Genomic DNA, 14191 nt, shown 5'->3' with positions numbered 1-14191 from the left:
AGCGAGACGCGAACGTGCTGTGGAACACGATCATCGACGCCGCCGCGCAAACTCCCCGCCCTCCAGGCGGGAAGGAAAGGAGATGACTCCGATTCCTTTCCCCCTGTTGCGGTGGGGAAGAACCTAGTTCTCGCTCATTGAGGGTGGAGACCTCGACGACTTCCAGACCCATCAACGCGACCGAGCGGCCCAGAAAGGAGTTGTTATGAGAGCAATACGGTTACATGCCCGCGGTGGTCCGGAACGGCTGGTCTATGAGGACGCACCGCTCCCCGAACCGGCGGCAGGCGAAGCACTCCTCCGCGTGTACGCCGCTGGCGTCACGCCCACGGAACTGACCTGGTCGGAGACCTATCAGACTCCCGACGGGCATGAACGTCTCCCGACCATTCCGGGCCACGACGTCTCCGGCGTGGTGGAGGCGCTCGGCCCCGATGTTTCGGATGTTTCCCTCGGGGACGCCGTTTATGGGCTGATCGCATTCCCGCGCGATGGGAGCGCCGCGGAGTACGCCGTCGTACGGGCCGGGGACCTGGCACCCAAGCCACGGACCCTCGACCACGTCCACGCGGCTGCGGTCCCCATCTCGGCACTCACCGCCTGGCAGGCGCTCTTCACCCACGCCGGTCTCTCGGCGGGGCAGCGGGTCTTGATCCACGGCGCCGCCGGGGGCGTCGGCGTGTTCGCCGTCCAACTCGCCCGCTGGCGGGGAGCCCACGTCAGCGCGACAGCCTCGGCCCGCCACCACGAGTTCTTACGCGAGCTGGGTGTCGAGACGGTGATCGACTACCGGACGGCCCGGTTCGAAGAGGTGCTCCGCGACGTGGACGTCGTGCTGGATACGATCGGCGGGGACACATTGGAACGCTCCTGGAACGTCCTCCGGCGCGGCGGGACACTCGTCTCCGTCGCGGCCCCACCACCTCCCAGGCCAGCCCGAGACGCCGGGACCCGCGGGATCTTCTTCATTGTGGAGCCGAGCCGGGCGCAACTCGTCGAGATTGGGGAGCTGATCGACGCCGGCCAGATCCGGCCTGTGCTGAACGCGGTCCTGCCGCTGGCCCGGGCGCGTGAAGCGTTCGAGCGGGGGCAGGCCGGTCACGTCCGGGGGAAGATCGTCCTCCGAGTCGACGATTCCGAGGCGACCCCCTGAGGGATTCGGCCGGCCGTACAATCGCTCTGCCTTGGGAATACGCTCATTCCACCCATTTGTGAGAGTCAGCCATGAATCGGATATTCCTTGCGTTTGCCGTCTGCTCCGACGGGGTGGGACGTCTCTCCAGTTCCGTCTGATGCAAGGTGCGAGAACATGCCCACTCCCGAGCGGAACGATGGAGGCTTCTTCCCGCCATTTACGCATGACCATCAGGAGTCGAAGAGTCGCGTGGAGGATCCTATGTGGAGACGCTGGTGATGCGCCAGGAGCAACCAGCGGCCGGCGAACCGCTCAGGCCGCATGTTTTTCGCAAGCAAATTCCGTTCGAACCGTCAGCCGAGAGCGAGCGGCTCGGGTGGGTCGCCCTGGAAGCGGTCAGGTATCGGAGAGCGTCCGCCTTCGAGCTCGTCCGGCCCGCCATGACCCACCATGCGCTCGTCATGTTCCACCACACCCCGGACGAGTTGGAGATGTGGTACGCGGGGGTGAGCCGGCACCAACCGCCTCCCGCCGGCTCGGTCGCGGTCGTGCCGGCAGGCCGCTCGTACCGGTGCCGCATGATCGGGCTGCGGGATTCGCTCAACGTCTTCCTGGATCCCGGGCTGGTGGCGCGGGTCGCCGCGTCGTTCGACCTCGACCCCGCGCGGTGGGACTTGCCGCCGCTCGACTTCCGGGCCATTCCTTCACTCGGCGCCGCGATGCGGGCCGTCGATGCCGAGCTGATGTCCGGCGCTGCCGGGGGGCGGCAGGCCGCCGAGTCGCTGGCCAACGACCTGGCCGTCCAGCTGGTCCGGTACGTCTCGGAGTCGCGCCGCCGCCAGCGCAGGAGGGACGGTGAGTTCCCGCCGGCGAAGCTCCGGGCCGTCGTCGAGTACATTGAAGGCCATCTCGAAACCGGTCCGAGCCTGGAGCAGATGGCCGCCTTCGCTCACCTCAGCCCCGCTCACTTCGCCCGCCAGTTCAAGGCGGCGACCGGGCTGCCGCCGCACCAGTTCGTCATCGCTCGCCGCGTCGAACGAGCGAAGGGATTGCTGCAACGGCGTGGCGGCCTCAGCTTGGCGGCGCTCGCCGCCCGTGTTGGCTTCGCGGACGAGGCCCACCTCGCCCGTCACTTCAAGCGGCTCGTGGGCGTCACCCCCGGCCGGTTCCGTTGACTCACATGAGACGAAGCACGCCCGCAGATTCCTTCAATTCTCCGGACGACCCCAGCCTTATCATTCCCCATCGGGATCGCCTTTCACAACGCCAATTGACAGAGAGAAGGCCCGCCCGGTAGGAGACCCTCGCCGAGGTCGGCCCGGTCACCTCGCACGAGCTGGCTTGGCGGACCGGCACGCACGAGCGGTACCTCAGCGAGTGGCTCGCCGCCCAGGCCGCTTCGAGCGGTGAGATTGCCGGCGTCGCGGCGGCCGTAGAGCGAGCCGGCGGGATTCTGGCAGAAGCGAGTGAGGTTGTGCATCGATCATTATGAATCGGGCCCTGCCCGGGAGAAGGAGTACGGAGATGGATACGACATCTGGCAATGATTTCGCGTCAGTAGAACGGCGAATGTTTAGCAATTGCGGGGCGACGCATGGTCGACGAGTACATGTTATGAGTCGCCGTAGATTTCAGGTCGCCTCGCTCCTGGCGTGGGGCGGAACATTCGCAGCCGCGACAAGCGGGGCATCCCCCCAGCGGGGCAAGGATCAGGGGACGTTCCTCCTGGTCCACGGGTCCTGGCACTCGGCCATTCATTGGGATGCGGTCTCCGCGATCCTCGCCGGCAAGGGCAGCCGTGTCCTCGCCACCGACCTGCCTGGGCACGGGCTGAAGGCGAAGTTCCCGGAGGCCTATCTCCGCCAGGATCTGGCCGCTCTGGCAACCGAGCCCTCACCACTGAAGGACGTATCCCTCAATGACTACGTCGCCGCCGTCGTGACGGCCGCCCGGGGCCTGGCCCAATGCGGCCCGTTGACTGTGGTCGGCCACAGCTTGGGCGGCCTCGCCATCACCCGAGCGGCCGAGGCCATCCCCGGACTCATCCATCGCCTGGTCTATCTGACCGCCTATTGCCCGGTTCGCCTGCCGAGCGTTCTGGGATACGCCACTCTGCCGGAGAATGCCAGATCGCGATTCAAGGGCCTCTTGCTCGGCGACCCGAAGCGGATCGGTGCCTTTCGTATCAACTCGCGCTCATGCAATCCCGCCTTCATCGAGGAAATCCGGCAAACCCTCTACAACGATCTTCCCGCGCAAGCATTCGCGCCCTTCGCGCATTCCCTGACCTCCGATGATCCGCTGCTCCCGATGATCACCGATGCGCGGGGCACCCGTGACCGCTGGGGACGTGTGCACCGCACGTTCATCCGTTGCACGTTAGACAACGTTATCCCAATCGCCCTTCAGGACCGCATGATCCGCGAGGCGGACGCGTTCACCCCCGAGAATCGCTTCGAGGTGAAGACGCTCGACGCCGGCCATTCGCCGTTCGCCTCGCAACCCGAACAACTTGCGGCGATCCTGGCTGCCCTGGCTTAGGAACAGGGTAGGGAGGATGGGGCGAGGACCTCAGAGGAGTCGCATATGCATGGAAATCTGTGATTGTAATTATGTGCGCAAACAAGCATTTTTAAGCGATGATGTGATTCGGGGCATCCCGTACTCGCCTTCACCCGGCCTCCCAGCCAGTTGGCGGGGCCTGGAAAGCTGGTGACGCGGCGAGAGGCCGGCTCCGAGTCGTCATGCTTGGGCGTGATTCTGCGTTATGGAGAATTAATATGTTTCCGAAGAATGTCGGCTCGCATCGGGATCGGGATCCCCGCGAGTCGGGAAAAGGCCTTGTGCCCGACGGCCGGCGACTTTCCACCGCGGGCGAAGACACGGCAGCTCAAGCCGGTCGTTTCCCAATCCTGGAAAATTGGAGCGATTCGATGCTTGGTCGGAAAAGTTGCGGAAAACGTGTGCCGGACCTGGGGACCGCAGTCCTTCTGTTCGCGGGTCTCTCCTTACTCCTCCTGTTTTCGCCTCGAACGGTTTGCGCCGGTGACGCTCCCGGAGCCAGGCCGATCGCGCCCGAGCTGTTCGCGGCGATCCGGGACGCGGACGCAACCGCCGTCGGCAAGCTGATCGAGGCCGGCGCGGACGTGGATACCCGCGACGCGGAGGGCAACACGCCGCTGATTCTCGCCTCGTTCTATGCGAGTCCGCGATGCGTCACGCTCCTGCTGGAGAGGGGAGCCGATCCGAACGCGGCGAACCGGTCCGGCGTCACAGCGCTGATCCGGGCCGCGACGAACTACGAGAAGGTCCGCTTGCTTGTCGACGCCGGCGCGAAGGTCGGGGTGCGGACGGCCGACCTCGGCAACACGCCGCTGCTCCTGGCCGTCCGCCGTGCCGGCAATTCGCGGACGGTCCGGTTGCTGCTCGAGCGCGGGGCCAGTGCCGCGGAGCGCAACGAGGCCGGGATCAGCCCGATCATGGCAGGAGCGGCGAGCGGCGACCTGGAGACGGTGCGATTGCTGCTGGACGCCGGTGCGAAGGCCGGCGATTTCCCGGAGACCAATCATTCGAGGACCGCGACGCGCGCAGCCGGTTATCGGACACCGCTGATGTGGGCCGCCTATTATAACAATCTGCCGATGGTTCGCCTCCTGCTCGACCGCGGGGCCGATCCGAATCAGGAGACGTCTTACGGCAGCCCATTATCGCAAGCGTGCTGGAACGACAGCCTCGAGGCGGCCAAAATCCTGATCGACCGCGGCGCGAAGGTCGACGCCCGGGACGCATTTGCGGACTTCACCCCCTTGCACTGGGCGGCGGGGAGCGAGAGGCTCCGCCCCGACCTGGTCAAGCTGCTCCTGACCAGCGGGGCCGATCCGAACGCCGCGGGGGGCGAACCCGTGGAGGCGTTCAGAATGGTGCCGCAGACCCCACGGTTGATCGCCGAGAGACGTGGCCACTCGGCGATCGTCGAGGCGCTCGCGGCCGCCGGCGCCCAGGAGCCACCGCGGTCGGAGAACGTGGTTACGCCGCATCGCTCGCTCCCTGAGAAACTCGACGACGCGACGGTGATCGCCGCTGCCGAGAAGGCGTTGATGGCGTTGCAAGCGACCGCGGCCAGCTCGCGAGCGGCGTTTCTCAGGCACGTCAGCAAGCAAGACTGCATCTCGTGTCACCAGCAGTACTTGCCGATGGTCGCCGTGGGGCACGCCCGCAACCGATCCATCCACATCGACCAGGAGGCCGCCAGGGAACTGATCAACGCGGTCGTCACTAATAAAAGTCGGTACGACAATCGCGAGTTGATCGCCCAGACTATCTTTCATCCGGACGCCGCACACGGTTTTGGCTACGAGTTGCTTGGTTTGGCCGCCGAGCGGGTCCCGCCGAGCGCCTTGACTGACGGCGTCGCTCATCACCTGGTCACGATTCAGGCGTCGGACGGCCGCTGGATCACCAGCATCCCGCGACCTCCGATCGAGTCGAGCGACGTCACGGCCACGGCGTTGGCGATCCATGGGCTGAATTCTTACGGCTGGGAGGGCCGCAAGGAGGAGTTCGCGGCCAGCATCGAGCACGCGCGGCGGTGGCTCTGGATGGCTAAACCGCAGAGGATTGAGGAAGCGAGCTTCCAACTGCTCGGCCTGCACTGGGCGGGCGAGCCGGCCAAGACGATGACCGCCCTGATCGAATCGCTCCTGCATCAACAACGAAAGGATGGCGGCTGGGCCCAATTTTCGACGCTCGAGAGCGACGCCTACGCGACGGGCGAGGCTCTCTACGCCCTCGCACAATTCCTGAAGGATCCGATGGCCGACCCGGCGTGGCGGCGCGGGCTGCGGTTCCTGCTGGAGACGCAGGAGGAGGACGGGACCTGGCACGTGGCCCGGCGGGCCTTTCCCTTCCAGCCGACGATGAAGAGCGGCTTCCCGTACCACCGTGACTCATGGATCTCGGCGGCGGCGACGAGCTGGGCGGTCCTTGCCCTGACGTACGCCGCGCCGGTCGGGGCCGCCCCGGGCCAACTCGCCGTCACGCAACAGCCGACCACGGTTCGCACGCCGCAGGGTGAGCGGAAGATCGATTTCGCGCAACAGATCAAGCCGCTCCTGGAACGCTCATGTGTCGGCAGTCACAGCGGTGAAAAGCCGCGTGGCCAGTTCCGCGTCGATGGCCGGGAGGCGATCTTGAAAGGAGGGGCCTCCGGGGAGGCGGCCATCGTCCCCGGGCGCAGCGAGGAGAGTCCCTTGATCGATTATGTGTCCGGCAACGTGCCCGATGAGGAGATGCCGCCCAAGGCAGAGCGGACGCGATTCCCGGCGTTGCGGACGGACGAAGTCGCTCGGCTCCGCGCCTGGATCGACCAGAACGCCGAGTGGCCGAAAGGCGTGTTGCTCGCCTCACCAAAGGGCGGGAAAATGCGATGACCCGCCGCCCTCCAGTGGTTCCCCCAGGGTTGTCTACGCGAATCATCCCTCCCTTTGCGCGTAGCCCTTTCGGAGGAAAGTTCTGTCATTTCTCCAACCCGGCGGCTCGTGCATGGACTTGGGAATTCCGCCGGGGTCCAGCTCGTATTTCCGGGCCGCCAACTCTATGGTGTCACGGTCATGCTGGGGGCGATGCGCCCTTGCGTCCAGCCTTCGTGTGTGGGCTACGACAGTCTGATGGGGTCAAGATTCGACGGCCTGTTATCCGGTCGATTGATCATCAGCATCTTTCATAAGCGATTCACACGGCCAATCATATCCCAGCAAGAGCGATTCCAGCTCGCGCCTCCGCCCATCGGGCGGACACGCCTGGGCGAAGTGCAGAGGCGATCGATGTAGTGCCCCCCGGGACAGTCGGTCGCGGAGCTGCTCCCAGGGGCCCGGGTCGGTATAGGCATCACGGACGGTGAGGAGCAACTCCGCGACGGGCACATCGGCGAACGACTCGACGGCCGAGTAAACCAGGGCCCGCAGGTCGTCGCCGTGGCGCCAGGCCGGAGCAAGGTCCGGGTCGTGGGCCGTGTCGAAGTCGAACCAGCGAGCCTCGCCGGTTCCGGGATCGAACAGGACGTTGCGGAGCGTCGCGTCGCCGTGACTCAGGCGTTCGCTCCCTCCATCGGCACGCGGCATCTCGACCCGATGCAGGTCCCGCAATGCCCGGCCCGCGGCGCCCAGGCCCCGCAAGCGGGCCGGCGCTGGGTCGAGCCGGCTCCGCGCGTGATCGGCGAGCACCACCCCCGGCCATCGGGGAAGGATCAGCCAGCCCCAGGGGCCGGTCTCCAGTTCGATCCCGTGGAGCGCGCGATGCAACGCACGCTCCCTGGCCCGCCACTCCGCCCCGGGCAGGACCCGCACTCCCGACCCCAGCAGGCGCAGGTACAGGTTGCCGGGCCCGATCAGCAGCGGTCCGAACCAACGTCGACGTTTCGCGATCGTCGGCGGCCGGCCCGAAGTCTGGCGCGGTTCGATCGCGTGCATCCGGAGCTTGCCCAGCCAGGGGCCGAGCGACGCCGGCCACCGTCCGAAGCCCGGCCAGGACCGTGCGCCGTTGGCGGTCGTCCTCAGCACGGTTCGGCTCGCTCCCTCCTTCATTTGCCGGGGGAGCGAGTCCCGCGGCGCCTGCCGGATATGGTCGGGATAATCGAGTCGGCCCCGGAAGCTCAGAACCGCCCAGACGTACCGGGCGAAGGTCCGCGTGTATCCGAAGTGCTGGAGCTCCATGCGACGTCCCGAGCTGAGTGCCCTGATGGTTTGATCGTAGACGAATCGGCGGGGCCGGGCGCGGTAGAGCCCAGCCAGGATTGGCCACTCCTCGCCGATGTCGACGCGCTCGTCGAACGGCCCGAACTCCTCGAAGGCTTCTCGGGTGCAGAACATGCAGGCCGGCATTGCCTTGGCCCGGGGCAGGGGGAGCCGCCGCACGGCGTTCCAGAAGGCCCACCAGCATCGGGCCCGCCGGCCGCCGTCGAGCGCGCCGAGGCGAGTGATCCCCGCCTCGTATCCTTGCTCTTCGACCAGCTCTGCGATCCGGACGAGGGCCCAGGGCGGCAGCCAGGTGTCGGCGTCGAGGAAGATCAGCACCCGGCCGCTCGCCAGCCGCGCCCCGAGGTTCCGCGCCCTGGCCGCGCCGCGGGGCGAGCAGGTGGCCACCACCACGCCACCTTCGGCGGTATGCTGGACCAGGGCGTCGGCCGTGCCGTCGTCGCTCGCGTTGTCGACCACGATGACCTCCACCGCCTCCCCGTCGCGGCCTGCCTCGCGGTAGCGGTCGCGCGCCCGGAGGACCGACCCCACGGTCGAAGCAATCAGCGCCGCCTCGTTCCTCGCGGGGATGACCACCGAGATCCGGGGCAGGGGCCGCTTCATGGGCGTTGCGTCTCCGCTGGCGGTGTGGAGGACGCGAGGCCGGGCCCCTGGAGCGGGCCTTCCAGGACGAACAGGTCGCGGCTGACCAGGCCTAGCAAACCGGGCTCGGGGACGACCCGTGCCAGCTTCAACCCCGCCTCGTCGGCAAGGTCGCCGACCCGCTCGCGCGACAGCAGGCGTCGTGGGTGGAGCGGCGTTGGCGCGGGCGGGATCAGGCGGAGGGTCGCGCAGAGCCGGAATGCGACCCGCCCCTGGATCCAGCTCCGCAACCGCAGCGCGATCCGCCCGGACCGCCCCCGAGGGCTCGACTGCAAGACAAGGACGCGGCGCGAGGCGACCCGCCCCGCCTCGCGGAGCAGGGCCGCCGGGTCGTCGGTATAGCTCAGCACGAAGGCGAGGAGGCACGCGTCGAAGACGCGATCGGCAAACGGCAGCCGGGTGCCGTCGAATAGGACGGGCCCGCCCCCGACGACGTGGAAATCCACCACGTCCGCCTCGGCGCACGTGCGCGCCCCCCGGGTCCTCAGGGCCTCCGCGTTGTGGCCGGTCCCCGAGCCGATGTCGAGCACCGTCGCCCCCGTCGACAGGTGCGGGGCGATCCGCGCGGCCAGGTGCCCGGCCCGCCGGCGGAGTCGGCGGTGGAAGGCCGCCCGCAGCGGCCCGATCACGGGAGGAACTCCGAGAGCAGGCCGGGCGTCCGGCCCCGCTCCAGCAGCCGGTCGATCACCTCCAGCACGCGCGGCAGGTAGCCCCGGTCCACGTCGGCCGGATGCACCACGACGCAGGGCAGGGTCGCCTGCCGGAGCCGCCAAGAGACGTCGCCGAACCGCTGCCCGACCCGCGCGAGCGGGCCCACGACGCCCCAGTCCCACGACCAGGTCGCCAGCGGGATCGTCAGCCCGTTCGCCGCCTGGATCGCGCCGAACGTCGCGAGGTAGCGGAACCCGCACTCCCCCAGATCGTCTGCCGTCGCCCGCCCGACCTGCCAGGCCGGAGGCACGAATCCAGCGGGCGTGACCCCCAGGACCTGCTGCAACAGCTCCCGGCCCAGTCCGAGCCGGCGCCGGACCTCCTCGCGAGCCAGCCCGACCAGTTCGTCCGAACGACCCGTGAACAGCGAGAGCACGCCCGGCCGGTCCTGCCGGTGGGTGTATCCGTGCTGCAAGACCTCCCCGAACGCCTCCGCCACGAACCGTCCGAAGCCGCCCCCCGGCCCCTCGATCGGCCGCCCATGCCAGCAGGGCACCACCGCGCCCGCCAGCATCCGCCCGACCCGCGGCGCGAGGGCCTTGGCGATCCTCGCGAGCTGCGGCAGAAAGGCCGGCGCCACGTCGTGGACGACCACGGCGAAGCGTCGACCGATATCGCTCACACCCGGTGTCGTCATCGCCTCTGAGCCTTTCGGTTCACGTCCCCTGAACGGCCCCCAGAGTCACTTTGTATCGCAAAGCATAACGGCCGGATTGTCCCGATTCAAGCCGCGACCCCACGCGAACCGCCAGCCGCATTGCACGCTTCGGTCCGATTTACCGAGGTCAATCGAACCGAGGGTGAATTGCCATGCGACGTCTGTGACGGCCGGTCCACGGACTCGACCGTCCGGGGTCGCGGCACGGCACGCGGTGACGCCTCCAGACGCCGGTTGTCGTCGGGGCGGCGGGCAACGTACCCGCCACCCGAAGATGGTACGAGACGGCCGTCGCCGCATGGCGTCCTATAACAGCGAGTTACAGCAGATGACAGAGATAGAAAACGAGGGAATTGCACCCGCGGTCCATTCGACGCAAATCACTTCCCCGTTTAATGGTTGCGTTTCAGGCGGGTGCCGCTGGCTGCAAAGTGGCTGCAGGCTGGAGGCACCAACGCAAGAGCTAGCCGAAGTCCTTGCCAAACGGGCGGATCTGCCGCCCCACATCGTGTCCGCCATCCAGGCCTTGGTGCGGGCGGCGACGCCTTAGGCGCCCTTCTTCTGCGCATTCGGCACCTACTACTTTTGCCTCGGAGGGGTGAGCCGAGGATTGCCGATGGCTTCTTGGAGAAGGTTCAGAAAAAGGACCTTCATGTATGCGTGCTTCTCAGTCAGGTAGGTAATCGTGATTGGAAGTGTTTCCCCCTCGGTTACGCGGGCGGCACTGCCCGCAGATGCCAAGTAGCGTGCCGACGCGACGGGGGCGGTTTCGTGCACAAGGACGTTCCGGGCCGCCACGAGTTCGAAGAAATCCTCCCAATCGGCGTCCCCGAAGCTACTCAATCCCGTGATGCTGGCGAGGGCGGGCACGTACTTCGACGCCGGGCCGGCGATAGCTTTCTTGGATTCCTTGGCGACTTGCTCCTCTATCTTCGCTGGATTATCACGGCGGATGCAGATTGCCGCGATGTCCTCAAGGGCCGTCTCAACACTGCTTACGAGAGCGATGGAGAGCAGACGTGGCAGGCGGCGTAGGGCTATCTCTCTCGCGGCGACGGTAATGATGCCATCGTCGAATTCGCTGTCCCGATCCATAAGTTCAATCGGGTCAGCGATATCCGACACGTTGACGAGGGCAGCAAGCTTATGATCCCATCTGGGGTCGCCAGTCCCTCGAAAAGTCATGAACGCGAAAGCTACGAAATTGAAAATGGTGTTGGCCTGGTCTAGGTGGTCAAGCGCTAGGCTGATGCGCTCCTGGAGCTGTATGCGCCACGGGTCCATGTCAGATGCCCCTTTCTTGAAATCCGTCCCCCTCTGACGCGACGGGAGGGCCATGGGTTCGTGCGGAGGGGAAGGACAAAGTTGAGCACGCGCTTGGGATTCTGGTCCAACGGGTAAGGCTGCTGCTGTCAAGGTCCTGAACCCTCTTCCTCTTCAGAAGTAGAGAGAATCGAAAACCCTCCAAAGGGACCGAAGAGGCATCAGCCGTCTTCGGGTGATGCCTCTGAGCGTCGCAACCGGGCGGCCGAGCCAAGACCATGAGGAGCGCCGTCAGTTCAAGCACGCCGAAGACAACTTGCCACAGCGGCGCTTCGATTAAATCCGTAGAATGAAGCTAGCAATTGGCGGGCGGTTGCGGTGGGCGACGCAGGAGAGAAAGATGACAGAAGTCCCTGGTGAAGAGGAACTTGCGGTTCTCGGAAGCTATCTGCCGCGTGCATTCACCATCCAGATGCTCCACCCGGCGATCACAGCCGCTAGCCTGCCAACGGTTGGGCCTCTGACGATCCCGCGTGCCGCTTTTCCCACATTCATGCATGAGATCAGCCATCTAGTGCAGGACATTTCGACGTTCCGTGGCATTATGGACTTTCTCAACCTATGGGATCAGGTGGGGGCCGCTGCCGGTCACGTCGGACGTTCAGGCGAAGCTGTACCTTTCCCCGTGGTAGGGAGGAATCCCACCGATCACCGACTGAACGACGAAACGCGCTTTGCCATCGAACTCGACTTCCTTCGCGCCAAGGCCGACCCGAAGCATCGCTGGACACGAGGGCGAGAATGGAAGTTTCTGCGCTACGTGGTCCATCCTTATGAGATACCGCTTTCTGGCCGCACCATCGAAGGCCGGGATACGATCGTCACGTTAGTCGATGAAGCGACCGGCGAAGAATACTCCCACCGCCTCGGCGCCTGGGAGATCAAGGAGGCGTATGCGGTTGCCGTCGGCATCCTGCACGGCGGAAGGCCGAAACGCCCCGAGTCTGCCGGCTTCGAATACATGGTCGTCGATCGAATTCTTGCCCATTACTTCGACGACGTCACGCCCCGCCAGTGCGTCGCGATCTGCCATTGGGCGCTACAGGATCTTGCGCCGGCGAATACGCTTTTCACGCTGATCGAGGAGTTGGAGCAAGGAGGCCGAAATCTGCCGCCGCCAGAGGCGATCTACGACCGCGCGCGCCAGGAGGCAATCAGCCGCGAATTCGATCGGAATTCGAACGAAGTCGTGGCCATGCTCCGGCAAATGGCTGACGCCTACGGCGAGCAAGGCAATGACGTGATGGAAGTCCTATTCCGCTGGTACCACGATCACGCAGGACGTTTGCTCTTGCTGCATCTGGACCTGGATCGCCGCTTCCCCCTCGATACTTTCCTCTGCCAGGACAGCGGCGCAATGACCGATGCCGCGCGCGATGCCGCTCTGCCGCTGATGTTTGGGGAGGTGCATATCCCCTTGCTGATCTGGCCTGACGGCTCGATCTACCAAATCAGCGCCGACGCGAGAACCACGAGTGCCGTGATGTTCAATCGCGGAGTCGTTGACCTCTTCAGCAAGGTGTGGAGGGGAGCAAATCCGACATGGCCCTGTCCGGTGTACAACGGCTGCAATTTTGGGACAAAAGACGGCGAAGACTGCTTGAATCGGCCTTGGCGAAAGGGATGGGTGTTCCCGACTTGCCCTTACGGTGCAGCCGCGAGAGTGCTTGGCATCGATGACGGAAAGACGCTCGTCTTGGAGCCCTTTGCTGCACCGCCTGCTCCTACGTCTCCGAGGAGTCGGCGTGGTTGGATCGCCATCGCGCTTCTCGTAATTCTGGTCGCGGCGATCGCCACCGGGCTGTTTGCTGCCTTCAGGTGAAATACGGCGGGCTCGCCTATTTTAGAACAGGTTCATCTGTCGGCGTCGCGGCCAGAAAGGGGGTCAGGAGCCGATCTTGACGCTTTACTCGGTACGCGATAGATTCGAGCCATGAGTCGACCACCTCGCGCCGCTGAAGGCGGGCTGATCTATCACGCCTTGAATCGCGCCAACGCTCGCCTAACCATCTTCGGCGACGATGGAGATTTTGAGGCGTTTGAACGCGTTCTCGCCGAGGCGGTCACTCGCTACGACATGCGGTTGCTCGCCTACTGCGTCATGCCCAATCACTTCCACCTGGTCCTTTGGCCCCATGCCGATGGCGACCTCTCACTGTTCATGCGCTGGCTGACCATGACCCACACCCAGCGGTGGCATGCCCACCGTCATTCGGCGGGTTCAGGGCATCTCTACCAGGGTCGGTTCAAGTCCTTTCCCGTGCAGGGAGACGACCACCTCGTCACCGTCTGCCGCTACGTCGAGCGAAACGCGCTGCGTGCGGGGCTCACCACCCAGGCTGAGCAGTGGCGGTGGGGGAGCCTTGGGAGAGCCCCCACCAAGAAGGCTTCACCTGGCGTGAGTTTGAGTCGTTGGCCGATCCCGCGACCTCGCCATTGGATTGAGCGTGTCAATGCACCATTGAGCGTGGCGGAGGAAGAGGCGATGCAGCGTGCGATCACTCGGGGACAACCGTTCGGCACCCCGGACTGGCAGATGACGACGGCGACTCGCTTGGGGCTCGGATCCACCTTGCAGCCGATAGGACGACCTAAGAAGCAAAAAAACGGCTCCTGATCCGAATGGCACGAGGTTAAGAGCGGGCGTCCATTAGTTTTCGTCGCAAAAACAGTGTACAGGAGCCTGAAAAGGTACTGTACGGAATCCTTGTCCTCGTACCATTCGCTCCTGATCCCTTTTCTCCCCCCTGACCCCTTTTCTCCCCCCGACAGGTCTCGTGACGCGGCGACGCGGGCGCTACGCGAGTGGGGGCCGAGGGCGCTTCGCGTGCTCGTCTGGGCGCGCCGACATTGCGACGCCGAGGTCAGAACACGAGCCGAGGCGCTCCTGCACGAACTGGGGTGGGAGCGATCATGATGGAGGCGCAGCACAAAAAAAAGAACGGGACACGCCAACGCGTGTCCCGTTCA

Annotated in this window: 11 protein-coding genes; 7 read left to right on the top strand and 4 right to left on the bottom strand. The window is 65.6% G+C overall.

All coding sequences use genetic code 11. The features are described 5' to 3' along the window. Window positions 1–205: 205 nt before the first annotated feature. The 5 genes from V5E97_RS25290 (at window position 206) to V5E97_RS25270 (ending at window position 6564) form a co-directional block, all read left to right on the top strand. Window positions 206–1153, top strand: coding sequence for an NADP-dependent oxidoreductase (locus V5E97_RS25290; protein ID WP_406694362.1), 948 nt, complete (start codon window positions 206–208; stop codon window positions 1151–1153). Between the two features lie 245 nt (window positions 1154–1398). Further along, entirely contained in the window at window positions 1399–2310 is a 912-nt protein-coding gene (locus V5E97_RS25285; RefSeq protein WP_406694361.1) for a helix-turn-helix domain-containing protein, read from the top strand. 161 nt (window positions 2311–2471) lie between these two features. Next, window positions 2472–2627: a hypothetical protein gene (locus tag V5E97_RS25280; protein ID WP_406701213.1), complete on the top strand. Its 156-nt coding sequence runs from the start codon at window positions 2472–2474 to the stop codon at window positions 2625–2627. A gap of 122 nt (window positions 2628–2749) precedes the next feature. Beyond that, window positions 2750–3676 carry an alpha/beta fold hydrolase gene (locus tag V5E97_RS25275; protein ID WP_406694360.1) on the top strand — a complete coding sequence of 309 codons (927 nt, stop codon included), beginning with the start codon at window positions 2750–2752 and terminating at the stop codon, window positions 3674–3676. Window positions 3677–4068: 392 nt separating this feature from the next. After that, window positions 4069–6564, top strand: coding sequence for an ankyrin repeat domain-containing protein (locus tag V5E97_RS25270; protein ID WP_406694359.1), 2496 nt, complete (start codon window positions 4069–4071; stop codon window positions 6562–6564). 261 nt (window positions 6565–6825) lie between these two features. Here the strand turns inward: V5E97_RS25270 and V5E97_RS25265 are convergent, their stop codons facing one another. From V5E97_RS25265 to V5E97_RS25250, 4 genes are all read right to left on the bottom strand, one after another. After that, entirely contained in the window at window positions 6826–8490 is a 1665-nt protein-coding gene (locus V5E97_RS25265) for a glycosyltransferase (protein WP_406694358.1), read from the bottom strand. Then, the gene (locus V5E97_RS25260; RefSeq protein ID WP_406694357.1) at window positions 8487–9158 is read right to left on the bottom strand and encodes a class I SAM-dependent methyltransferase; all 672 of its coding nucleotides are present in this window, start codon (window positions 9156–9158) and stop codon (window positions 8487–8489) included. Before V5E97_RS25260 ends, V5E97_RS25265 begins: the two co-directional genes overlap by 4 nt. Next, window positions 9155–9877, bottom strand: a complete 723-nt coding sequence (locus V5E97_RS25255) for a DUF2334 domain-containing protein (RefSeq protein WP_406694356.1) — start codon at window positions 9875–9877, stop codon at window positions 9155–9157. Before V5E97_RS25255 ends, V5E97_RS25260 begins: the two co-directional genes overlap by 4 nt. Before the next feature lie 600 nt (window positions 9878–10477). After that, window positions 10478–11182 (bottom strand): hypothetical protein, encoded by a 705-nt coding sequence (locus V5E97_RS25250; RefSeq protein WP_406694355.1) that lies wholly within the window; start codon window positions 11180–11182, stop codon window positions 10478–10480. A 352-nt stretch (window positions 11183–11534) separates the two neighbouring features. Here V5E97_RS25250 and V5E97_RS25245 point away from each other — a divergent pair, with 352 nt between their 5' ends. Next, window positions 11535–13043: a hypothetical protein gene (locus tag V5E97_RS25245; protein WP_406694354.1), complete on the top strand. Its 1509-nt coding sequence runs from the start codon at window positions 11535–11537 to the stop codon at window positions 13041–13043. 111 nt (window positions 13044–13154) lie between these two features. Then, window positions 13155–13838 (top strand): transposase, encoded by a 684-nt coding sequence (locus V5E97_RS25240; RefSeq protein WP_406694353.1) that lies wholly within the window; start codon window positions 13155–13157, stop codon window positions 13836–13838. Window positions 13839–14191 lie beyond the last annotated feature (353 nt).

The organism is Singulisphaera photorubra (assembly GCF_045290345.1).
In the GTDB taxonomy this organism is placed as follows: Bacteria; Planctomycetota; Planctomycetia; order Isosphaerales; family Isosphaeraceae; genus Singulisphaera.
This window is presented reverse-complemented; position numbering and strand designations above follow the sequence as displayed.